At 67.6% G+C, this 22,767-nt stretch carries 20 protein-coding genes and 3 tRNA genes; 15 read left to right on the top strand and 8 right to left on the bottom strand.

Going from position 1 to position 22,767, the window contains the following annotated elements:
* Window positions 1–24 precede the first annotated feature (24 nt).
* Window positions 25–1,341, bottom strand: a complete 1,317-nt coding sequence (locus tag A6A40_RS05800; RefSeq protein WP_063634555.1) for a pentapeptide repeat-containing protein — start codon at window positions 1,339–1,341, stop codon at window positions 25–27.
* Between the two features lie 178 nt (window positions 1,342–1,519).
* Between A6A40_RS05800 and phoU the strand changes: the two genes are divergently transcribed.
* Together phoU and A6A40_RS05790 are read left to right on the top strand one after the other, a co-directional pair.
* Window positions 1,520–2,239, top strand: coding sequence for a phosphate signaling complex protein PhoU (gene phoU / locus A6A40_RS05795; protein WP_063634554.1), 720 nt, complete (start codon window positions 1,520–1,522; stop codon window positions 2,237–2,239).
* A gap of 273 nt (window positions 2,240–2,512) precedes the next feature.
* Window positions 2,513–4,774, top strand: coding sequence for an anthranilate synthase (locus A6A40_RS05790; protein WP_082860736.1), 2,262 nt, complete (start codon window positions 2,513–2,515; stop codon window positions 4,772–4,774).
* 58 nt (window positions 4,775–4,832) lie between these two features.
* On the opposite strand, the gene A6A40_RS05785 is transcribed toward A6A40_RS05790, so the two are convergent.
* Window positions 4,833–6,209: an ATP-binding protein gene (locus A6A40_RS05785; RefSeq protein ID WP_063634553.1), complete on the bottom strand. Its 1,377-nt coding sequence runs from the start codon at window positions 6,207–6,209 to the stop codon at window positions 4,833–4,835.
* Window positions 6,206–6,907 (bottom strand): response regulator, encoded by a 702-nt coding sequence (locus tag A6A40_RS05780; protein ID WP_063634552.1) that lies wholly within the window; start codon window positions 6,905–6,907, stop codon window positions 6,206–6,208. Before A6A40_RS05780 ends, A6A40_RS05785 begins: the two co-directional genes overlap by 4 nt.
* Window positions 6,908–7,075: 168 nt before the next feature.
* On the opposite strand from A6A40_RS05780, the gene A6A40_RS05775 reads away from it, so the two are divergent.
* Window positions 7,076–7,354, top strand: a complete 279-nt coding sequence (locus tag A6A40_RS05775; protein WP_063634551.1) for a hypothetical protein — start codon at window positions 7,076–7,078, stop codon at window positions 7,352–7,354.
* A gap of 21 nt (window positions 7,355–7,375) precedes the next feature.
* Here the strand turns inward: A6A40_RS05775 and A6A40_RS05770 are convergent, their stop codons facing one another.
* Window positions 7,376–7,888, bottom strand: a complete 513-nt coding sequence (locus A6A40_RS05770; protein WP_014247562.1) for a MarR family winged helix-turn-helix transcriptional regulator — start codon at window positions 7,886–7,888, stop codon at window positions 7,376–7,378.
* A 288-nt stretch (window positions 7,889–8,176) separates the two neighbouring features.
* On the opposite strand from A6A40_RS05770, the gene tpiA reads away from it, so the two are divergent.
* The 9 genes from tpiA to A6A40_RS05725 all read left to right on the top strand — a co-directional run bounded on the left by tpiA (window position 8,177) and on the right by A6A40_RS05725 (window position 17,653).
* Entirely contained in the window at window positions 8,177–8,932 is a 756-nt protein-coding gene (tpiA, locus tag A6A40_RS05765) for a triose-phosphate isomerase (RefSeq protein ID WP_063634550.1), read from the top strand.
* Window positions 8,933–9,099: 167 nt separating this feature from the next.
* Entirely contained in the window at window positions 9,100–9,441 is a 342-nt protein-coding gene (gene secG / locus A6A40_RS05760) for a preprotein translocase subunit SecG (protein ID WP_063634549.1), read from the top strand.
* A gap of 294 nt (window positions 9,442–9,735) precedes the next feature.
* Window positions 9,736–11,367, top strand: a complete 1,632-nt coding sequence (locus tag A6A40_RS05755; protein WP_063634548.1) for a CTP synthase — start codon at window positions 9,736–9,738, stop codon at window positions 11,365–11,367.
* 321 nt (window positions 11,368–11,688) lie between these two features.
* Window positions 11,689–12,384: a dienelactone hydrolase family protein gene (locus tag A6A40_RS05750; RefSeq protein ID WP_063636139.1), complete on the top strand. Its 696-nt coding sequence runs from the start codon at window positions 11,689–11,691 to the stop codon at window positions 12,382–12,384.
* A 229-nt stretch (window positions 12,385–12,613) separates the two neighbouring features.
* Window positions 12,614–13,441, top strand: coding sequence for a 3-deoxy-8-phosphooctulonate synthase (gene kdsA, locus A6A40_RS05745; RefSeq protein ID WP_063634547.1), 828 nt, complete (start codon window positions 12,614–12,616; stop codon window positions 13,439–13,441).
* Between the two features lie 108 nt (window positions 13,442–13,549).
* Window positions 13,550–13,987: a DUF192 domain-containing protein gene (locus A6A40_RS05740; protein WP_418208607.1), complete on the top strand. Its 438-nt coding sequence runs from the start codon at window positions 13,550–13,552 to the stop codon at window positions 13,985–13,987.
* A gap of 108 nt (window positions 13,988–14,095) precedes the next feature.
* Window positions 14,096–15,718 carry an efflux RND transporter periplasmic adaptor subunit gene (locus A6A40_RS05735; RefSeq protein ID WP_236783743.1) on the top strand — a complete coding sequence of 541 codons (1,623 nt, stop codon included), beginning with the start codon at window positions 14,096–14,098 and terminating at the stop codon, window positions 15,716–15,718.
* Entirely contained in the window at window positions 15,708–16,424 is a 717-nt protein-coding gene (locus tag A6A40_RS05730; protein WP_236783742.1) for an ABC transporter ATP-binding protein, read from the top strand. Before A6A40_RS05735 ends, A6A40_RS05730 begins: the two co-directional genes overlap by 11 nt.
* Window positions 16,421–17,653 (top strand): ABC transporter permease, encoded by a 1,233-nt coding sequence (locus tag A6A40_RS05725; RefSeq protein WP_063634544.1) that lies wholly within the window; start codon window positions 16,421–16,423, stop codon window positions 17,651–17,653. Before A6A40_RS05730 ends, A6A40_RS05725 begins: the two co-directional genes overlap by 4 nt.
* Here A6A40_RS05725 and A6A40_RS05720 read toward each other — a convergent pair.
* A complete protein-coding gene (locus tag A6A40_RS05720; protein ID WP_063634543.1) occupies window positions 17,622–18,026 on the bottom strand; it encodes a hypothetical protein in 405 nt (134 codons plus the stop codon). The genes A6A40_RS05725 and A6A40_RS05720 overlap by 32 nt on opposite strands.
* A gap of 172 nt (window positions 18,027–18,198) precedes the next feature.
* Between A6A40_RS05720 and A6A40_RS05715 the strand changes: the two genes are divergently transcribed.
* From A6A40_RS05715 to A6A40_RS05705, 3 genes are all read left to right on the top strand, one after another.
* Window positions 18,199–18,276: transfer RNA gene (locus A6A40_RS05715), tRNA-Pro, on the top strand.
* Between the two features lie 72 nt (window positions 18,277–18,348).
* Window positions 18,349–18,645 (top strand): ETC complex I subunit, encoded by a 297-nt coding sequence (locus A6A40_RS05710; protein WP_063634542.1) that lies wholly within the window; start codon window positions 18,349–18,351, stop codon window positions 18,643–18,645.
* Between the two features lie 31 nt (window positions 18,646–18,676).
* Window positions 18,677–18,753: transfer RNA gene (locus A6A40_RS05705), tRNA-Arg, on the top strand.
* Window positions 18,754–19,092: 339 nt separating this feature from the next.
* On the opposite strand, the gene A6A40_RS05695 is transcribed toward A6A40_RS05705, so the two are convergent.
* The 3 genes from A6A40_RS05695 to gyrA all read right to left on the bottom strand — a co-directional run bounded on the left by A6A40_RS05695 (window position 19,093) and on the right by gyrA (window position 22,669).
* A tRNA-Lys gene (locus tag A6A40_RS05695) sits at window positions 19,093–19,168 on the bottom strand.
* Between the two features lie 142 nt (window positions 19,169–19,310).
* Entirely contained in the window at window positions 19,311–19,874 is a 564-nt protein-coding gene (gene coaD / locus A6A40_RS05690) for a pantetheine-phosphate adenylyltransferase (protein ID WP_063634540.1), read from the bottom strand.
* A 23-nt stretch (window positions 19,875–19,897) separates the two neighbouring features.
* On the bottom strand, window positions 19,898–22,669 hold the full coding sequence (gyrA, locus tag A6A40_RS05685; RefSeq protein WP_063634539.1) for a DNA gyrase subunit A: 2,772 nt from the start codon (window positions 22,667–22,669) through the stop codon (window positions 19,898–19,900).
* Between the last annotated feature and the right edge of the window lie 98 nt (window positions 22,670–22,767).

Here is a 22,767-nt window from a genome sequence, read left to right as displayed (position 1 = left end):
CTTTTCCATCGACCCGGCGCAACGTCAATCGTCGTCCGGGTCGGGCGGCGGCGGCAGGCTGGCGCCGGTCAGGTTCGCTCCGGTGAATTTTGCATCGCGGATGTTCGCGTCGCTCAGGATCGCGCCGGTCAGGTTCGCGTTGGCGAAATCGCAACCCGACAGGTTGGCTCCGCGCAGATTGGTGCGGACGCAGGACGCGTTGGTCAGCCGGGCTCCCGTCAGGTTCGCCGCCCACAACCGGCCGGTCGGCTGGCCATCCGGCCCCTTGATGTCGACCCAGCCGATGCCGGCCCCGTCCAGCCGCACCCCATCCATGTTGGCGCCCCGCAAATTGGCGCCGTCCAGGATCGCGCCGCCGAGATCGGCGCCGGCCAGCACCGACTCGGAGATGTCGCACATGATCAGCAGTGCCTCGCGCAGTTTGGCGCCGCTGAGGTTTGCGCGTTTCAGATTGGCACCGGACAGATTCACGCCGGACAGATCGATGTGGCCGAGGTCGGCGCCGGACAGGTCGGCCCGCGCGCCCATCGTGCCATTGGTGTTGATCCAGGTGTAATGGCTGTGCAGGGCCTGTTGGATCTGGACGGAGAAATTGTCGGCCGACCGCGCCAGATTGGCACCGGTCGTGTCGGCACCGGCCAGATCGGCCCCTTCCAGCTTGGCACCCTGCAGATCGGCATTGCGCAGATTGGCGCCGGCCAGCATCGCTCCGGTCAGGTTGGCGTCGCGCAGGACGGCACCCTGCAGGTTCACGCCCGACAGGTTGCTGCCGCGCAGATCGGCGCGGGCGAGATTGCAGCTCTTCATGCTGGCGCGCATCAGCGTGGCGCCGGTCAGCAGCGCGCCCTCGCAGTCGGCGCCGTTCATCGACACGTCGGTCAGGTCCGCGCCGGACAGGTTGGCGTTGTTCAGCGATGCATCGTCGAAATCGGTGCCCGACAGGTCGGATCGGACGAAATCCAGCCCCTTGCCACCCTTGCCGCCGCCCGGCCCGCCATAGAGCAGGGCGCCGCCACGCAGGTCGGCCTCCTTCAGGATGGCGCGCTTCATCTTGGCGCCGCGCATGTGGGCGCCGCGCAGGTCGGCACGGAACAGGTTGCAGCCGGACAGGTCGGCCTTGGTCAGATGGGCGGCGAACAGATCCGCGGTGCTGAGATTGGCGTTGGACAGGTCGCAATGGGACAGGTTGGCGCCGGACAGCTTGCCTTGAGCCAGGTTCACGCCGGACAGGTTCGAGCCTTCCATGTTCGCCATGGTCAGGTTGGCGCGCGAACCGCCAGACTTGTTCTTCAGCCAGCGCTCGTGCTTTTCCAGCACGGCAACCAACTCGTGCGGTGTCATCGGCCCTGTCCGGTCTGCTCGGTTGCGTGGTCCATCGATAGACCAGTGTCCAGAAATAATCTATGCCAAAGGTTAAGGCCGCATCCGGTGTGTGAGCGGCTTGGCGCGGCGGCGTCCGCCCCCCATCTGCGGGGAGTCGGGCAGCGGGCCGCCTGTCACAGCAAGGAGTTGGGGGATCATGTCGGGTGGACACACGCTTGCGGCGTTCGACACTGAACTGGCGGCGCTGCGCACCGCCATCGACCGCATGGGCGAGCTGGTGGAGCGGCAGGTCGGGCTCGCGCTCGATTCGCTGGCCGGTCCGGACGCCGATATCGCGGGCGAGGTGCTGAAGGGCGACGCCGAGATCGACCGGCTGGAGATGGAGGTGGAGGCAATGACCGTCCGCCTGCTGGCTCTGCGCCAGCCGATGGCCAAGGACCTGCGCGAGATCGTCGCGGCGTTGAAGATCGCCTCCAACCTGGAACGGATGGGCGATTTCGCCGGCTCCGTCGCCAAGCGGGCGGTCACGCTCGCCACCCTGCCGGCGGCGCCGCCGGTCGCCTCGCTGGTCCGGATGGGCCGCATGGTGCAGGCGATGATCGGCGACATGCGCCGCGCCTACACCGAACAGGATGCCGATCTCGCCGCCTCCGTCCGCGATTGCGACGGGGAGGTCGATGCGGCCTATACCGCGCTGTTCCGCGAATTCCTGACCTACATGATGGAAACGCCGGCCCAGATCACGGGCTGCACCCATCTGCTGTTCGCCGCCAAGTCGATCGAGCGAATCGGCGACCATGCCACCAACGTGGCGGAGAATATCAGCTTCCTGGTCAAGGGCCGCCTGCCGTCGGACGAGCGCCGCAAGGAGGACCACAGCAGCTACGCAGTCGCTCCCCCGCCGGACGGGGTGTGAACACGGGGCTTGACAGGCAACCGGGGCTTGTGGTGCGCTTGTCGGCATGAGCATGTCCTCGCCCCTCCTGTCGCAACATTGGTGGTGGCCCGTCTCCAACGGGCCGGCCTGGCGACGCGTGTGAACGTGGATTGACGACAAAAGGCCGCCCGGTGCATCCGGAGCGGCCTTTTTCCTGACCCGGCAGTGGGTCATCCGACGGAAAGACGGACAGGCAGGCGGAAGCACCGTGCGGCGTCACCAGCAAGACGCCCGAACCGGAGTTCCGCCGCCATGACGCCGTCACACCTGTATCCGTCCCACATCTTCCTGGCAGATCCCGCCTTCCTCGACCCGTTCGCCACCACCACCGGCGGCGGGCTGGGGGTGGGTCGTACCGCCGAGCCGGTGGAGATTGCCGGCGCACTCGACACGCTCGCCGCCGGGCTGGACGATCGGCGCGGCCTGCTGCTGTCCGGCGGCGTGGAGGCACCCGGCCGCTACCGCCGCCAGGCCATGGGGTTCGTCGATCCGCCCCTGGCCGTAACCGCCCGCGGCCGGACGGTGCGCATCGACGCGCTGAATCCGCGCGGCCGCCTTCTGCTGCCCCCGATTGCCGCCGCACTGGACGGGCATGAGGCGCTGGCCGGGCTGGAGGTGACGGCCGGCCGCATCACCGCCCTGGTCCGCCGGCCGGCAGGCGTCTTCACGGAGGAGGAACGCAGCCGCCAGCCATCGGTCTTCACGGTGCTGCGCATGCTGATGGCGCTGTTCTCCTGCCCGGACGAGCCGTTCCTTGGACTCTACGGCGCCTTCGGCTACGACCTCGCCTTCCAGTTCGAGCCGATCCGACGCCGGCTGGAGCGGCCGGACGACCAGCGCGATCTCGTGCTGTATCTGCCCGACCGGCTTCTGGTTATCGACCACGCTGCCGGGGTGGCCCGCCGCTTCGCTTATGAGTTCGTTGTGAACGGCGTTTCCAGCGAAGGGGTTGCCGGCGGCGGGCGGGTCCATGCCTATCGCCCCGACACCAACGCCGCCGCGGGGTGCGACCATGCGCCCGGCGAGTACCAGCAGGCGGTGCTGGCGGCGAAGGAGGCCTTCCGCCGCGGCGACCTGTTCGAGGTGGTGCCCGGCCAGACCTTCGCCGAGCCCTGCACCGACAGCCCCTCCACCGTCTTCCGCCGCCTGCGCGCCGCAAATCCCGCTCCTTACGAGGCGCTGGTCAATCTGGGGGATGGCGAGTTCCTGGTCGCCGCCAGCCCGGAGATGTATGTCCGCGTCGGCACCGGCCCCACCGCCGGGCGGGTGGAGACCTGCCCGATCTCCGGCACGGTGGCGCGCGGTGCCGATGCGCTGGGCGATGCCGCACAGATCCTGACGCTGTTGAACTCCGCCAAGGACGCGGCCGAACTGACCATGTGCACCGACGTCGACCGCAACGACAAGGCACGGGTGTGTGAACCCGGCTCGGTCCGTGTGGTCGGCCGGCGGATGATCGAGCTGTACTCCCGCCTGATCCACACGGTCGACCATGTGGAAGGGCGGTTGCGCGACGGCTTCGACGCGCTGGACGCCTTCCTCACCCACAGCTGGGCGGTCACGGTGACCGGCGCGCCCAAGCGTTGGGCCATGCAGTTCCTGGAGGACACCGAACGGTCGCCGCGCCGCTGGTACGGTGGAGCCTTCGGCCGCATCGGCTTCGACGGCGGGATGGACACCGGCCTGACGCTGCGCACCATCCGCATGAAGGACGGGGTCGCCTTCGTTCGTGCCGGCGCGACGCTGCTGTCCGACAGCGACCCGGAGGCGGAAGACGCCGAATGCCGCCTGAAGGCCTCCGCCTTCCTCGACGCCGTGCGGGGGGAAGGAGCGTCACCGCGACTGGCGCTGGTTGCCGCAGCGGCATCCTCCGCCGCCCGGCGGAGCGGAGAGGGGCGGCGGGTGTTGCTGGTCGACCATGACGACAGCTTCGTCCACACGTTGGCCGACTATTTCCGCCGGACCGGCGCGACGGTGACGACTCTGCGCCACAGCCATGCGCGGGCGGTACTGCGGGACGACCCGCCCGACCTGCTGGTGCTGTCGCCTGGGCCGGGGCGTCCTGAGGACTTCGACATCGGCGGCAGCGTGCGAACGGCGCTGGAGCTCGGCGTTCCGGTGTTCGGGGTCTGCCTGGGGCTGCAGGGAATGGCGGAGAGCTTCGGCGCGACGCTCGACCGCTTGCCGGAGCCGATGCACGGCAAGGCCTCTTCCCTGATCCACGAGGGTCGCGGCCTGTTCGAGGGGCTGCCGCAGGGAATGCGGGTCGGCCGCTATCATTCGCTGGTCGCAAGGCGCGACAGCCTGCCGCCTGAACTGCGCGTCACGGCCGAGACGGAGGACGGAACGGTGATGGCGATCGAGCACCGGACGCTGCCGCTGGCCGCCGTCCAGTTCCATCCCGAATCGATCCTGACGCTGGACGGCGGCCATGGGCTGGCACTGATCGACAGGGTGATGGCGACGCTGGCCCGGCGTACCGGCACGCTGCCGGACCGGGAGCAGGCTGCCTGAAACCGATGACCGCCGCGGGGGAGCCTGGCGCCGCCTGCTCCCCCGCGGCGCGATGCCGTCATACCGGCAGCCGGATCACCGCGCGCAGGCCGCCATAGGGGCTGTCGTCCAGCGTGATGTCGCCGCCATGGCTGCGGGCCACGTCGCGGGCGATGGTCAGCCCCAGGCCCGAGCCACCGGTGTCCAGATTGCGGCTGCTGTCGACGCGGAAGAAGGGCTTGAACACGTCTTCGCGCAGATAGGGCGGAATGCCGGGGCCGTCGTCGTCGACGGTGATCTCGATCACCCCCTCCTTCCGCTCGGCCTTGACCCAGGCGGTGCCGGCATGGCGCCCCGCATTGACCAGCAGGTTGGCGATGCAGCGGCGGACCGCGTTGGGACGCAGTGGCAGGACCAGCCCGTCCGGTACCGACAGCGTCACCTCCGTCCCGTCGCGCCGGGCGCCGGAGGCGACCTCGTTCAGAAGGCGCGTGAGATCGGTCGGCTGCACCGCCTCCGTTCCTTCGCCGCGGGCGAAAGCGAGATAGCCCTCGATCATCTGCTCCATCTCGGCGACGTCGGCCTTCAGTTCCTCCACCTCGGGGTCGAGCTCGGGATCCCCGATCATGTCCAGCGCCAGCTTCATCCGGGTCAGCGGAGTGCGCAGGTCGTGGCTGACGCCGGCCAGCATCTCCGTCCGCTGGTTCATCTGGCGCTGGATGCGTTCGCGCATCAGCAGGAAGGCGGAGGCCGCCTGCCGCACCTCCGTCGCTCCTTCCATCTTGAAGTTGGAGACGTCGCGGCCCTTGCCCAGCGCGTCGGCGGCAATGGCCAGCCGCTTGATCGGGCGGATCTGGTTGCGCATGAACAGGATCGCCACGGCGAACAGCACCACCGCCGACCCGACCATCCACAGGATGAAGATATAGCTGGTCGGCGTGAACAGCCGCCGCTCCGGCGACATCACCGACAGAACGCCGTCGGCCATCTGCACCCGGATCTCGTACCATTCCCGTGCAACGCGGGTGTTGATGGCGAAGGGGCGGCCGATCCGTTCGTCCAAAGCCTTGCCGAGCGTGCGTTCCAGCAGTCCGCTCAGCCGGCGCCGCTGATCCGGCAGGATCTGCCCAGGCTCCAGCGTCACGATCAGATCGGTGGTGCGGGCGACGGTGGCCAGCGTCCAGTCGCGCCCGTCCTGCGACGGGTCGTGCTCGATCATGGCGATCACGGTGGCGATATCGCCGGCCACGGCATAGGCCAGCCGGTTGGTCACCGTGTCCCAATGGCGGTCATAGAAGATCCAGGTCGCCACCGCCTGGGCCAGGATCACCGGCGTGACGATGATCAGCAAAGTCCGGCCGAACAGGGTGCGCGGCAGGAACCGCTTCAGGAACGGCGTGCGCCGCCGCCGTTCCGCCCGCCGTGCCGCGACCGTCGGGTTCGATGCCGCCGTCACGGATCGGGCCTCAGCACATACCCCTCGCCGCGGACGGTGTGCAGATAGCGCGGCTCGCGCGGGTCCGCCTCGATCTTGCGGCGCAGGCGTGTGACCTGCACATCGACGGTGCGGGCGTTGCCGGCGACCTTGCTGCGCTCGGTCAATTCCTCGCGCGTGAAGGTCACGCCGGGCGAGGCGGCGAGGATGCGCAGCAGGCTGGCCTCCGCCGTCGTCAGGCGGATCACCTCGTCGCCCTGGCGAAGCTCGTCCCGGTCGGGCAGATAGGTCAGGGGGCCGAGCCGTACCGGCACGGCGGGCGGCGCCGCCGGTTCGGGCGGACGGGCCGCCTGACGGCGCAGGATGGAGTTGATGCGCAGCAGAAGCTCGCGCGGGTTGAAGGGCTTGGCGAGATAGTCGTCGGCCCCGGCCTCCAGCCCGGCGATGCGGTCGTCCGGCTCGTCGCGGGCGGTCAGCAGCAGGATCGGCAGGTCGCGCTCGCGCCGCAGCGACTCGGTCAGCGACAGCCCGGATTCGCCCGGCATCATGATGTCGAGCACCAGCAGGTCGAAGGCCAGCCCGCCCAACTGCGCGCGGGCATCCGCGGCGTCACGGGCCGTGCTGACCAGAAAGCCGTTGCTCGCAAGGTACTTGCGCAGAAGTTCGCGCAGGCGGGTGTCGTCGTCGACGACCAGGATATGAGGCAGGTCTTCGGTCATGGCGCGACTATAACGCCTGTCCCCGCAATCGACATAGCAACACCATGCGGGACGCATCGTGGGTGTGCATGGCGGGCAGTCGTGTAAGCGGTTGGCCGTTTTGCCCTCGTTCCGTGTTACCCTCCATATGTCCTCCTCAGAGGGCCGAGAGACACAGGAGCGATCACGATGGCCTACGACCACAGGTCCAACGACCCCCGGGACCTGGACGCCCAAGACCTCGCCGAAATGACCCGCAACTTCCTGGCGAAGGGCGGCAGCATCGTTCAATGTCCGCCCGGCGCTTCGGAAAACGTCGTGTACCGCAAGGGCGGCTTCCGCCGCCGCACCCCCAACGACACCAAGGCCGCAGCCGACAAGTCGGCGGACACCAACAGCACAGAGGCCGGGGCCAAGGATGCCGGCCCGGCCGCGCCGGAGGCGAAGACCGGGTCGGGCGCCGGCTGAGGCGATTTCAGCGTCTCGTTTTCAGCGTTTCGCGGCAAGACGGGCAGGGGGAACGGGCGGTGCGAATTTCGCGCGGTCCCCCTCGTCCAGCATGCCCATCATCACCTTGCGGAAACCCTCCACCGCCTCCGCACCGGCCATGCGGTAGGCGCGGGCGATGCGCTGGCGCTGGGTCTCGGACAGCTGGCGCTCCAGCTCCACGCCCTTTTCCGTCAGCTCCAGCAGACGCTGCCGCCGGTCGCGGGCGCCCGTCTGCTGGTCGATGAAACCCTGGCGCACCAGTTCGCCCAGCACGCGCGACAGGCTCTGCTTGGTGATCTTCAGGATCGCCAGCAGTTCCGACACGGTGATCCTGGGATAGCGGCCGACGAAATATATCACGCGGTGATGCGCCCGGCCGAAGCCGATCTCCGCCAGAATTTCGTCCGGTTCGGCGGTGAATTCGCGATAAGCGTAGAAAAGCAGCTCCATCCCGGTACGGAGTTCCTCCTCGCGGAGGAAGAGCTGGTTCACGCCTGCTTTCAGGTCAGCCATGGCGACGCGGTTGGTTCGTTTTGTTCTAATTAGGACAGCGACTCAGACATAAACAATCGTGCGTCCGGTTACAAGAACAAGCTCATTCACCAGAGCGGCTTTTCCTCCGCCGCTTGGGCGCCTTGGCATCGGCCGGGTGCTACACGATGTCCCTGACGGTCGCCATGGGTGGGTGCACCGGTCGGGTGGGTGGAAATTCCGCGGCGGGCTTGGTATGGGCTGTGGTCACGAGAGGCAAAGAACGTTCCACAAGTTCCCATACAAAGCCGAGACAAGAAGGAAACGACCATGACCGCACGCCGGAAGCTGATCGCCGGAAACTGGAAGATGAACGGGTTGAAGGCCGACGGGCTGGATCTCGCCTCCGACCTTGCCGGGCGGCTGAAGGGCGCCGGCCCGGTCGCCTTCGACATGCTGGTCTGCCCGCCCTTCCCGCTGCTGTTCCCGGTGGGGGAGGCGATCGCCGACAGCCCGCTGGCGCTGGGCGGCCAGGACTGCGCCCCGAAGACCTCCGGCGCCCACACCGGCGACGTGGCCCCGACCATGCTGAAGGACGCAGGCTGCCGCTTCGTCATCCTCGGCCATTCGGAGCGCCGCGCCGACCATGGCGAGAGCGATGCCGTGGTCAACGCCAAGGCGGTCGCCGCCCACAAGGAAGGGCTGGTCGCCATCGTCTGCGTCGGCGAGACGGAGGCGCAGCGTGACGCCGGCGATGCCAACGCGGTGGTATCGGGTCAGCTCGCCGGCTCCATCCCCGCCGGCGCCACGGCGGAGAACACCGTCATCGCCTATGAGCCGGTCTGGGCCATCGGCACCGGCAAGACCGCGACTCCGGACGACGTGAAGGCGATGCATGCCCACATCCGGGCCGAACTGGCCGGAAAGATCGCCGACCCGGACAAGGTCCGCATTCTCTACGGCGGCTCGGTCAAGCCGGGCAACGCGGCGGAACTGATGGCGGTGGACAATGTCGACGGCGCGCTGGTCGGCGGTGCGTCGTTGAAGGCCGAGGATTTCTGGGGCATCGCCACCGCCTGCCGCTGATACGGAAGTCAGGTGCCAGCCATGCCGCCAATGGATACGGCATAGGTATTTTGGCGCTGGCATATCGCGCGGCTCCGCGGTACAAACAGTGGGCGCGCGCCACGGGCCCTTAAGACGGCCTGTGGCGCGCTATTCGATTTTTGGGATGGGTGTGGGGTGAGCATCGCATGGAATCGGTGATTCTGGTTATTCACCTGCTGATCGCCATCGGGCTGGTCGGCGTGATCCTGATCCAGCGGTCGGAAGGCGGCGGGCTCGGCATCGGCGGCGGCACCATGGGCGGCATGATGAGCACCCGCGGAACGGCCAATCTGCTGACGCGGACCACCGGCATCCTGGCCGCCTGCTTCTTCGCCACCAGCATCGTGCTGGCGATCCTGGCCGGCGGGCATTCCCGTCCGGCGTCGATCATCGACAGCCTGCCGGCGGCGCCCGCGCAGTCGACCGCTCCGGCGGTCCCGGCGCAGCCTGCCGCTCCGGCCCAGCCAGCGCCGCCGGTGGCCCAGTAAAGGGTTCATCCCAGCAGCGCACGGGTACGAGCGAACAGCGAGGCGGCCTCCCCGAAGCCGCCTCTTTCTTTTGAGGGCCGACGTTCGCGACGCCACCGTCACGGCGGCATCACGGCGGCGACCCTCCGGGGGACGTTGAACATCTCTCCCCATCGGGGAGAAGGACAATTCCGTCCCCTCTGGGGAAGGACAATTCCGTCCCCTCTGGGGAAGGACAATTCCGTCCCCTCTGGGGACATCGGCAATCCGTCCCCCACGGGGACATGGAACAGCTCTCAAGCTCTTCGGACGGACATGACTCGCTACATCTTCATCACCGGTGGCGTCGTTTCTTCGCTGGGCAAAGGTCTGGCGTCGGCGGCGCTTGGGGCGCTTCTCCAGGCGCGCGGCTACAAGGTGCGCCTGCGCAAGCTGGATCCGTACCTGAACGTCGACCCCGGAACGATGAGCCCCTACCAGCACGGCGAGGTCTTCGTGACCGACGACGGGGCTGAGACGGATCTCGACCTCGGCCATTACGAGCGGTTCACCGGCGTGTCGGCCCGCAAGGGCGACAACATCACCACCGGCCGCATCTATTCCACCGTGATCGCCAAGGAGCGTCGCGGCGATTACTTGGGCGGCACCGTCCAGGTCATTCCGCACATCACCGACGAGATCAAGGAATTCATCCGCGCCGACGCCACCGACGAGGACTTCGTCCTCATCGAGATCGGCGGCACGGTGGGCGATATCGAGTCGCTGCCCTTCCTGGAGGCGATCCGCCAGTTCGGCAACGAGGTCGGGCAGGAGAATGTCCTCTACATCCACCTGACCCTGCTGCCCTACATCCCGACCGCCGGCGAGCTGAAGACCAAGCCGACCCAGCATTCGGTGAAGGAGCTTCTGAGCGTCGGCATCCAGGCCAACATCCTGCTGTGCCGCGCCGACCGTCCGATTCCGGAGAACGAGCGCAAGAAGATCGCACTGTTCTGCAACATCCGTCCGGAACGGGTGATCGCGGCGCTCGACGTCGAGTCGATCTATCAGGTGCCGATCAGCTACCACGAGGAAGGCTTCGACACCCAGGTCCTGAGCTATTTCGGCCTGCCGACCGACAAGGAACCGGACCTGTCGCGCTGGACCCGCATCATGGATCGGGTGCGCAAGCCGCAGGGCGAGGTCACCATCGCGGTGGTCGGCAAGTACATCAGCCTGCTGGACAGCTACAAGTCGCTGGCCGAGGCGCTGACCCACGGCGGCATCGCCAACAACGTCAAGGTCAACCTCGACTGGATCGATTCGGAGATCTTCGAGGATGACGACGCGGCGGTGAAGCGGCTGGAGAATGTCCACGGAATTCTGGTGCCGGGCGGTTTCGGCTCCCGCGGGACGGAAGGCAAGATCCGCGCCGCCAAGTTCGCCCGCGAGCGCAAGGTGCCCTATTTCGGCATCTGCTTCGGCATGCAGATGGCGGTGATCGAAGCCGCCCGCAACATGGCGAAGATCGAGGATGCCGGCTCCACCGAGCTGGGCAAGCCGGGCAACCCGGTCGTCGGCCTGATGACGGAGTGGATGCGCGGCAACACGCTGGAGCGCCGCGCCGAAGTCGGCGACCTGGGCGGCACCATGCGGCTGGGCGCCTATCCGGCCAAGCTGCTGGAAGGCAGCAAGGTCGCCGAGGTCTACGGCACCACCGACATCTCCGAACGGCACCGTCACCGCTACGAGGTGAACGTGTACTACAAGGAGCGTCTGGAGCGCTGCGGCATGAAGTTCAGCGGCCTGTCGCCCGACGGGGAACTGCCGGAGATCGTCGAGATCCCCGATCATCCCTGGTTCATCGGCGTGCAGTTCCACCCGGAACTGAAGTCCAAGCCGTTCGAACCGCACCCGCTGTTCACCGCCTTCATCAAGGCGGCCATCGATCAGAGCCGGCTGGTCTGAGCGGCAGGCGGGGGCTTTCCCCTTCATCCCTGATCACCCGTTCCACGAAAACGCCCCGCCCCTCAAGGCGGGGCGTTTTTGTATCGGTAATATTACCTATACGTCATGTTTATTGTGCATCGGGCATCCTTATGGAACGAACTCCTGAAAATCGCTCTCTAAAACAATCAGATCAGGGATGGACCATGAACCGCGTCAGGATCGCCGCGATTAAGGCGGCGTCGTCGGCCTCAGTGTCGGATTCTGACGGAAGGCGGGATGACCGGCGCCGAGGCCGCTCCATATCAGGGGCGGATTTGCAAACGGGAGGATGACAAGACGATGCCGGAAATGATGATTGAGGCCGCCGACGGAGGGCGTTTTTCGGCTTATGTCGCCAAACCCGCCGCGACGCCGGCCGGCGGACTGGTGGTGATCCAGGAGATCTTCGGCGTCAACGCGGTGATGCGCGAGCTGTGCGACTGGTACGCCTCGCAGGGATTTCTGGCGGTGTGCCCCGACCTGTTCTGGCGCCAGCAGCCGGGCGTACAGCTGACCGACAAGACGCAGGAGGAATGGAACCAGGCCTTCGCCCTGATGAACGGCATGGACCAGGACAAGGCGGTGGAGGATCTGAAGGCGGCGCTCGCCTGGGTCCGCGGTCAGGATGGCTGCACCGGCAAGGCGGGCAGCGTCGGCTACTGCCTGGGCGGCCGGCTGGCCTTCCTGATGGCGACGCGGTCGGACGCCGACGCCAATGTCGGCTATTACGGCGTCGGGCTGGAAGGGCTGCTGGGTGAGGCCGACAGGATCGCCAAGCCGCTGCTTCTGCACATCGCGGAGAACGACAAGTTCTCCAGCCCCGACAAGCGTGACGCCGTGATCGACGGAGTGAAGGGCAACAGATGGGTGACCGCAAAGGTCTATCCGGGCATGGACCATGCGTTCGCAAGGCCGGGCGGCGAGCATTACGACCGGGATGCCGCCGACGAGGCGAACCGGCTGACGGTGGAGTTCTTCCGGACGCATCTGGGGTGACGTTTGCCCCCTCCCTAACCCTCCCCCGCTTTGCGGGAGAGGGAACCCCGCCGCTAATGCGCTCAGCTCCCTCTCCCGCAAAGCGGGGGAGGGTCGGGGAGGGGGCATTCGGCAGGCGCCTAAGTGGCTTGCAGCCCGCGGTGGCGCCCGCCATTGACCGTCCCCCCATTTAATGGGATGCAAAGGCCCACGGGCGCCGTTTCGCCCGTTTTCGTATTGGAGCACTCCGATGACCACGCCGCGCGCCGTCCAGGTCGGCGACCTGACCATTGCCAACGACCGCCCCTTCGTCCTGATCGCCGGCCCCTGCCAGATGGAAAGCCGCGACCATGCGCTGGAGACCGCGTCCGCGCTGGTGGAGATGACCAGGGCGCTGGGCATGGGGCTGATCTACAAGTCGAGCTTCGACAAGGCCAACCGCACATCCATCGCCACCGCGCGCGGTCTGGGCATGGACAAGGCTCTGCCGATCTTCGCGGAAATCCGCGAGCGCTTCGGCTGCCCGGTCATCACCGACGTGCATGAGTCCAGCCAGTGCGCCCCGGTCGCCGAGGCGGTGGACGTGCTGCAGATCCCGGCCTTCCTCTGCCGGCAGACCGACCTGCTGATCGCCGCCGCGGAGACCGGCCGGGCGGTCAACGTCAAGAAGGGCCAGTTCCTGGCGCCGTGGGACATGAAGAATGTCGCCGCCAAGCTGGTCGCCTCCGGCAACGAGCGCGTGCTGCTGTGCGAGCGCGGCGCCAGCTTCGGCTACAACACGCTGGTGTCGGACATGCGCTCCCTGCCGATCATGGCCGAGACCGGTTTCCCGGTGGTGTTCGACGCCACCCACTCCGTCCAGCAGCCGGGCGGGCAGGGCACGACCTCGGGCGGGCAGCGCGAATTCGTTCCGGTTCTGGCCCGCGCGGCCATCGCGGTCGGCGTCGCCGCCGTCTTCATGGAGACGCACGAGAACCCGGACTGCGCCCCCAGCGACGGCCCCAACATGGTCCCTCTGACGGACATGCCGGCCCTGCTGGCGAAGCTGCAGGCCTTCGACCGTCTGGCGAAGGCCTGAAGACGCTTAATTTGGCAGGAAGGCGGCGCCGTGCTTGACTGGCACCTCTTCCGTTTCAGCCGTTCGGGGGCGTGCATGATGTTCGGTCGGGGTTTTCGGGGTGCCGTCATGGCGCTCCTGCTGCTGGCGGTCGCCTTTCCGGCGGCGGCGCTGGAGACCTTCCAGAAGTCCAAGCTGACCGTTGAGACGGCGGGCGGCGGCAAGTTCCGCTTCACCGTCGAGCTGGCCTTGACCCCCGGCCAGCAGGCGCAGGGCCTGATGTACCGCCAGTCGATGCCGGCCGATGCCGGAATGCTGTTCGTCTACGATCGGGTACAGCCGGCCAGCTTCTGGATGAAGAACACCCTGATTCCGCTGGACATGCTGTTCATCGCCGCCGACGGCCGCATCGTGAACATCCACGAGCGCGCGGTGCCGGAATCGCTCGACTCCGTCAACTCCGACGGTCCGGTGAAGGCGATCCTGGAGCTGAACGGCGGCATGGCGGCGCGGTTGGGCATCCGCCCCGGCGACCGGGTGGTATCGCCCGACATTGCCAAGCCATAAGCGGAAAGACGATCCTCCGCCCATGACTTTCGCTTAAACTCCCCCAGATTGATCGCGCGGGGTACGGCGGCGCGGAGGGCGGATATGGCGGGAAGAGCAGGCAGGCGGATGGCGGTCATCGCCGGTGTGGCGCTCTGCGCCGCGGCCGGCCTGTCCGCCTATGTCGTGCTGGCGCGCGCCGAGCCGGGACCGGCCTACCGGCTGGCCCGTGTCGAGCAGGGCCCCCTGGTCAGCGCCATCACCGCCACCGGCACCATGAGCGCCCTGGTGACGGTCGAGGTCAGCTCCCAGCTCTCCGGGCAGATCGCGGAACTCTATGCCGATTTCAACAGCCGCGTCACCAGCGGCCAGATCCTCGCCCGCCTGAACGGCGACCAGCTTGCCGCCCGGCTGGCCCAAGCCGGTGCCGACGTCGACTCCGCCAAGGCGGCGCTGATCCAGCAGCAGGCCCTGCTCGACAAGGCGCGGGCCGATCTCGCCAGCGCACAGGCCAGCGTCGCCAATGCCGACGCCCAGATCCTGCGCGCCGAGCTTGCCCAACGCGATGCGGAGCGTGATCTGCGGCGGCGGCGCGACCTGCAGGGCCGGGGTGTGGTCGCCGCCGCCGACCTCGAAAAGGCCGAAACGGCCGCCCACAGCGCCCAGGCCCAGCTGGTCGCCGCCCGCGCCCAGAAGCGTCAGGCCGAAGCGGCGGAATCCTCGGCGCAAGCCTCGCTCGCCGTCGCCGCCGCGCAGGTGGAGGTCGCCCGTGCCCAGGTGGCGCAGCGCGAGGCCGCCCTGCAGCTTGTCCGCGTCGACCTGAATCGTTCGGTCATCCGCTCTCCCATCGACGGGGTGGTGGTGAACCGCGCAGTCAGCACCGGCCAGACGGTGGCGGCCAGCCTGTCCGCGCCCACCCTGTTCACCATCGCCCAGGATCTGCGGCAGATGGAGGTGCTGGCCAACATCGACGAGGCCGACATCGGCCGGGTGCGGGAAGGCATGCCGGTGCGTTTCACCGTGAACGCCTTCCCCGGCGACAGCTTCACCGGCCGCGTCGCCCAGGTGCGGCTGGCGCCGAAGGAGGATCTGACCGTCGTCACCTACATCGTCGTCATCACGGTCGAGAATCCGGAGTTGCGGCTTCTGCCGGGCATGACCGCCAATCTGCGCATCACGGTGGACGAGCGCGCGACGGCGGTTAAGCTGCCCAATGCCGCCCTGCGCTTCCGCCCGCCGGGCGTCGAGATGGCGGGCGATGCGCCGGCCCCCACCACCGGCGGTCCGAACGGGGGCCGCGGAGCCGCGGCGCTGGAGGCCGCAGCCAAGCGGGCGGTTGACGGCCTCAAGCTGGACGAGGGCAAGCGCCGCGACTTCGCCGCTCTGGTCGCCGAAGCGCGCGAGCGCTTCACCGCACTGGACGCCGAAGGCGGCGATCCTGAGCGCCGCCGGGCGGAGGCGAATGCCATCCGCACCGTGGCCTTGGAAAGGATGGCCGCACTGCTGGAGCCGGCGCAGCGCGACCGCTTCGATGCGCTGGTGGAGCCGGGCCGGGCTGCGGAAGCCACCCGCACCGTCTGGGTTCCCGGACCCGGCAACGGCAGCCCTGTCGGCGTGCCGGTCCGGCTCGGCATCGGTGACGGCAGTTTTACGGAGGTGGTGTCCGGCGATCTGCGCGCCGGGCAGGAGGTCATCACCGGCATCCTGCCCCCCGACCGCGACACCCGCCGGGGACCGCGCCTTGGCTTCTGATCCTCCCCCGCCCCTGATCGCCGTCGAGACCCTCTGCCGCCACTACCGCATGGGGCCGCAGACCGTCCATGCGCTGGACGACGTCACCGTCACCATCGCCCGCGGCGAGTTCGTGGCGGTCATGGGGCCGTCGGGATCGGGCAAATCCACCTTCATGAATCTGCTGGGTTGCCTGGACCGTCCCGATTCCGGGCGATACCGGCTGGACGGGCAGGAAGTCGCCGGCCTGTCCTCGGACGCGCTGGCGGCGGTGCGGAACCGCAGCATCGGATTCGTCTTTCAGTCCTTCAACCTGCTGCCGCGGCAGACGGCGCTCGCCAACGTCATGCTGCCGATGGTCTATGCCGGAGTCGGCCATGCCGAGCGTATGGACCGGGCGCTCACGGCGCTCGACGCGGTGGGCCTGCGGGAGCGCGCCGGACATCGGCCGACCCAGCTCTCCGGCGGGCAGCAGCAGCGCGTCGCCATCGCCCGCGCCCTGGTCAACGATCCGCTTCTGCTTCTGGCAGACGAGCCGACGGGAGCGCTCGACAGCGCCACCAGCCTGGAAATCATCGCCCTGTTCCAGCGGCTGAACCGCCGCGGCATCACGGTGGTGCTTGTCACCCACGAACCGGAGGTGGCGCGCTTCGCCGCGCGCCTCCTCCATTTTCGTGACGGCCGGTTGATCGACGACCTGCGCCAGGAGCCGGAGATGGCGGCATGACCGCATGGGACGCCCTGCGGGCGGCACTCGATTCGCTCAAGGCCAACCCGCTGCGCAGCGCGCTGACCATGCTGGGCATCGTCATCGGCGTCGCCGCGGTGATCGCCATGGTCGCGGTCGGAGCCGGTGCGCGGGATCAGGTGCTGCGCCAGATCGCCAGCCTGGGCACCAACCTGATCATGGTGGGGCAGGGCAGCGTCGTCCGCAGCGGGGTGAAGCTGGGCGCCGGCACCGCATCGACCCTGACGGAGGACGATGCGCTGGCGGTGCTGGCCGAGATCCCCGGCGTGGTGGTGACGGCGCCATCGGTGCGCTGGGGGTTGCAGATCGTCGCCGGCAACCAGAATTGGGGCACGGTGCTGTTCGGCGTCACGCCCGACTATATGGATGCCCGCGACTGGACCGTGGCGACGGGGCGGGGGCTGTCGGACGAGGATGTGGCCCAGGCCAACAAGGTGGTGGTGCTGGGCCAGACGGTGGTGCGTAACCTGTTCGGCGGCGGTGATCCCATCGGCGAGACGGTCCGCGTCTTTTCCACGCCCATGACCGTTGTCGGCGTGCTGGCGGAAAAAGGGCAGAACACCCAGGGGCAGGATCAGGACGACGTCATCTTCGTGCCGTTGTCCACCGCCAAACGCAACATTCCGGGCATGGCGAAGAGCAACCCGCGCTTCATCCACACCATGGTGGTGAAGATGCGGGACGGTGCCGACATGGCGGAGGCGCAGGCCCAGATCCGCGACCTGCTGCGCCAGCGCCACCGGCTGATCCCCGGTCAGGACGACGATTTCTGGATGCGCGACCTGTCGGAGGTGTCGGCGACCCGCGATGCCTCCTCCCGCGCGCTGTCCTTCCTGCTGGCGGCGGTCGCCGCGGTGTCGCTGCTGGTCGGCGGCATCGGCATCATGAACATCATGCTGGTGTCGGTGACCGAGCGCACGCGGGAGATCGGGCTGCGGCTCGCCATCGGGGCGCGGCGGCGCGACATCCTGGTGCAGTTCCTGATCGAATCGACCACCCTCTCGTTGATCGGCGCCGCCGTGGGGGTGGCGCTGGGCATCGCGGCCGCCATGGGGGTTGCCGCGCTTGCCGGCTGGCCGACCCTGATCCGGATCGACTCCGTTGTGCTGGCCGTGGTGGTCAGCGGGTTGATCGGCGTCTTCTTCGGCCTCTATCCGGCCCGGCGGGCCGCCCTGCTCAATCCCATCGAGGCGCTGCGGCACGAATAGCCGCGAAGTCGGCCGTCGCATCTCCGGCCAAGGCCACCATCCGCGCATCGCTGCGCGCCAGCCACAGCGCCGCTCGGGCGATCCAGGCAACCTCCCGCGGTGCGGCAAGCAGCCCGTGCTGCCGTTCCGCCACCACCCGCGCCAGCGCCAGGACGGAGGTTGCGGCGTGCCGCTTGGCGAGGTCGATCTGGCCGATGGCGGGATCGAGCGCCGCGCGCAAGGGACCGCCGCCCATCGGCGCCACGACATCCACCGCCGCACCGGTGCGCAGCAGGCGATGGGCGAGCTCGACCGCCGCCTGCCGGTCCGGCCGGTCGTCCAGGTCGGGCAGGAAGAGGGCGACGGCGAATGGAGCGGGGGTGAGCGACGGCAACGAACGGGTCCAAGAATCTGTTGAAGGGGGAAATCTGCTGAGGGGATGATGTTCAGCGACCGAACGCCGCACCGGAAGCCCGATGTTGCAGGCGGAATGGAGAAAGAGCGCGAAAGCGGTGCGCCCTTCGCTTGCCGTGGGCGTGGCGTTCGTGTATCTCACATCGCGGCGACGGGGCGTAGCGCAGTCTGGTCAGCGCGCCAGTTTTGGGTACTGGAGGCCCCCGGTTCGAATCCGGGCGCCCCGACCATCGCCGAGGGACAAAACCGCGTCCAAGCCGTAAGCGCCAGGACGCAACAGCATTGGGGGAGACGAGCGAGCCATGAACGTCCGGATCTATCAGCCGAGCAAGACGGCCATGCAGTCCGGCCGGGCGAAGACTCACCGTTGGATGCTGGATTACGAGATCGAGACTCCGCGCCGTCCGGAGCCGCTGATGGGCTGGACCAGCTCCGGCGACACGCTGAACCAGGTGCGCCTGTCCTTCGAAACGAAGGAGGAGGCCATTGCGTTCGCGGAGCGCGAGGGCTGGAACTACACCGTTCAGGAAGCGGCGGTTCGCCGCGTCCGTCCGCGCAACTACGCCGACAATTTCCGCACCGACCGCCCGCGCTTCTGACGGCGGCCGCCAGAGCCGGGATCCGGGATAAGGCCCCATAGCTCAGTTGGATAGAGCAGCCGCCTTCTAAGCGGCAGGTCGCTGGTTCGAATCCAGCTGGGGTCGCCATCTCGGCAGGCGAGTGCAGAACATGGAAAAGCCCCGCTTCGGCGGGGCTTTTTGCGTTCACGCGATCATAGTCCCGATTCCTGGTCCATGTCTGGCGGGTTGAGACTGGCGTTCACCCGAGCCGCCAGGTGCGGCCGCTCATGCCCCGCATGGAGCTGCTTGGAGCGGTCCGGTGTCACCGCCACAAGGAACCCCATCGACAGGGCTCCCTGGTCCTTCGCCGATGGCTGCGGCGCGGCGTCCCACAGGCAGCTGCGCATTGTGCCCCGGAATGTTCCCTGGAATGCAAAAGGGGCCGCCGAAGCGACCCCTCAAGGAAGGCAAGAGCCTTGAAACGGTTGGTGATCCGGGTGGGATTCGAACCCACGGCCACATGATTAAAAGTCACGTGCTCTACCGACTGAGCTACCGGATCATCCAGTGCGAAGGCTGCTAACAGCGCCCCCGCCGGAAGTGGGCGCACCATAGAAAGACGCGCTCCAAAGGTCAACCATGGGCTTGATGGAAAATGCAGGATTTTCTCTTCAAGCCCATGCCAGACCCATGAACCGGAAAGGTCAAGTCTGGTTGGTCGTCGGAGTCGTGCCGTTGCCGGCTTCGAACGCAAAACGCTCGGACAGGCGTTCTGCGACGCGGGCGGAGACGAAGTGGCGGATGTCGCCGCCCAGGCGCCCGATCTCCTTCACGAAACGGGAGGAGATGAACTGGTGCTTTTCCGAGGACATCAGGAAGATCGTCTCGACCTTCGGGTTCAACCGCGCATTCATGCCCGCCATCTGAAACTCGTATTCGAAGTCCGAGACGGCGCGCAGACCGCGGATGATGACGCTGGCGTTCATCTCGATGGCGAAATGCATCAGCAGATTGTCGAACGCCCGCACCTCGATGCTGGCCCCGCCGGCGTTCAGCGCGGCCACGTCCTCGCGAACCATGGCGACCCGCTCGTCCGTGGAGTAGAGCGGCCCTTTGCCGGCATTCCGGGCGACGCCGATGATCAGGTGGTCAACCTGACGGGCGGCACGCTGGATGATGTCCATGTGACCGTTGGTGATCGGATCGAAGGTGCCGGGATAGACACCGATTCGACGACCCTTGCTGGTCTCGGTCTGGCTGGTCGCCATGGGTTCCCCTTTAGGCCCGTCCGTTATTCGTTCGGCGTGGCGGCGCTGCCGGCATCGCCGACGGAACCGTCCGAACCGTTGGCCTCGCCGCCGGTCTCAACGCCATTGTCACCGTCTTCCTCGGCGATGGTCGCGACGGAGACCACACGCTCTTCCGCACCGACGCGGAACAGCGTCACGCCCAGCGTCTTCCGGCCCGCCACCCGCACATCGTGCAGGGGCATGCGGATCACCTGGCCGCCGTTGGTCACCATCATCACCTGATGATTCGATTCGACCGGGAAGGCCGCGACGATGGACCCGTTGCGCTCACCCATCTCCATGTTCCAGATGCCCTGGCCCCCGCGACCGGCGATGCGGTACTCGTAGGACGAGCTGCGCTTGCCATAGCCGCGGTCGGAGACGGTCAGAATATACTGTTCCTTCTGTTTCAGTTCTTCGTAGCGTTCCTGCGTCAGGGTGACGCTGTCCGCCGGCACATCATCGGCTTCCGGAGCGGCCTCGCCCTCCATCTCCAGCCCTTCGTCGCGCTTCATCTTGAAGAAGGCGGCGCGTTCCTCGGGCGTGGCATCGACATGGGCCAGGATCGACAGCGACACCACCTCGTCCCCATCGGCCAGCTTGATGCCGCGGACACCGGTGGAGGTGCGGCCGGCGAAGACGCGCACATCGTCGACCGGGAAGCGGATGCACTTGCCGCCGCGGGTCGCCAGCAGGACGTCGTCGGTCTCCGAGCAGGTGTGGACGCCGATCAGCCGCTCGCCCTCCTCTTCCAGCTTCATGGCGATCAGGCCGTTGGAGCGGATGTTGGCGAAGTCCGACATGCGGTTGCGGCGCACGTTGCCCTTCGACGTGGCGAAGACGACGTGCAGATCGGCCCAGGCGGCCTCGTCCTCCGGCAGTGGCAGGACGGTGGTGATGGTCTCCCCGTCAATCAGCGGCAACAGGTTGACGAAGGCCTTGCCGCGCGCCTGCGGGTTGCCCAGCGGCAGGCGGTAGACCTTCAGCTTGTAGACCATGCCGCGGTTGGAGAAGAGCAGCAGCGGCGTGTGGGTGTTGGCGACGAACAGGTCGCTGACCGCATCCTCCGCCTTCATCGACATGCCGGCGCGGCCCTTGCCGCCGCGCTTCTGCGCCCGGTAGGTCGACAGCGGCACCCGCTTCACATAACCGGACTGGCTGACGGTGACGACCATGTCCTCGCGCTGGATCAGGTCCTCGATGTCGGCCTCGAACTCCAGATCCTGGATTTCGGTGCGTCGCGGGGTGCCGAACCGCTCCTTCATCTCGACCAGCTCGTCGCGCAGGATGCCCATCAGCTTCGGCCGGTTGGCGAGCGTGGCCAGGAAATCGGCGATCTGGTCGGTGACGTCGGTCAGCTCGGCGCCGATCTTGTCGCGCTCCAGCCCGGTCAGGCGGTGCAGGCGCAGGTCGAGGATCGCGCGGGCCTGGACTTCCGACAGGCGGTAGGTGCCCTGTTCGCTGACGCCGCGGCCGGGCTCGTCGATCAGTTCGATCAGCGGGCCGACGTCATGAACCGGCCATTCGCGGTTCATCATCTCCTCGCGCGCCCAGACCGGATCGGGGGCGCTGCGGATCAGCTCGATCATCGCATCGAGGTTGGCGACGGCGACCGCCAGGCCGACCAAGGTGTGCGCCCGCTCGCGCGCCTTGCCCAGCAGGAACTCGGTCCGGCGGGTGATGACCTGCTCGCGGAAGCGGATGAAGGCGGCGATGATCTGCTGGAGATGCATCAGCTCCGGACGGCCGCCGTTCAACGCCAGCATGTTGACGCCGAAGGAGGTCTGGAGCTGGGTGTGGCGGAACAGCTGGGCCAGCACCACGTCGGGGACCGCGTCGCGCTTCAGTTCGATCACCACGCGCACGCCGTCGCGGTCGGACTCGTCGCGCAGGTCCGAGATGCCCTCGATGATCTTGTCGTTCACGACCTCGCCGATGCGTTCCATCAGCTTGGCCTTGTTGACCTGATAGGGGATCTCGGTCGCGACGATGGCGGTGCGGTCCTTGCGCACCTCCTCGAAATGGGTCTTGGCCCGCAGGATGATCGAACCGCGCCCGGTCTGCAGCGCCGCCCGGCTGCCCGACCGGCCGAGGATCAGGCCGCCCGTCGGGAAATCGGGTCCGGGCACATGCTCCATCAGCTCTTCGAGCGTGATGTCGGGATTGTCGATGTAGGCGCAGCAGGCGTCGATCACCTCGCCCAGATTGTGGGTCGGGATGTTGGTCGCCATGCCGACGGCGATGCCGCCGGCGCCGTTCACCAGCAGGTTCGGGAAGCGGGCCGGGACGACGGTGGGCTCGCGGCCCGAATCGTCGTAGCTGGCCTGGAAATCGATGGTGTCCTTGTCGATGTCGTCCAGCAGCGCTTCCGCCGCCTTGGCAAGCCGCGCCTCGGTGTAGCGCATCGCCGCCGGTGGGTCGCCGTCCATCGAGCCGAAATTGCCCTGGCCGTCGATCAGCGGCAGGCGCATCGAGAAGTCCTGCGCCATGCGGACCATGGCGTCGTAGATCGCGCTGTCGCCGTGCGGGTGGTATTTACCCATCACGTCGCCGACGATGCGCGCCGACTTCTTGTAGGGCTTGGTCGAGTCGTACCCGCCCTCCTTCATCGCGTAGAGGATGCGCCGGTGCACCGGCTTCAGCCCGTCGCGGACGTCGGGCAGGGCGCGGCTCACGATCACGCTCATCGCGTAGTCGAGATACGATTTCCGCATCTCGTCTTCGATGTTGATCGGCGCGATGTCGGAGGCGGGAGGAAGGGGCGTATTGCTCAAGCAGGACACTCATTCTTCGAATGCGCCGCCGCTTTAGGAATCCGCGGCAGTCACTGGCCTTGCGGGCCGAAGGTTTTGCCCAGGAAATATAGCAACTC

It is taken from the genome of Azospirillum humicireducens, assembly GCF_001639105.2.
GTDB lineage: Bacteria > Pseudomonadota > Alphaproteobacteria > Azospirillales > Azospirillaceae > Azospirillum > Azospirillum humicireducens.
Note: the sequence above shows the minus strand (reverse complement) of the source record. Positions and strands in the feature narration are given on the sequence as shown.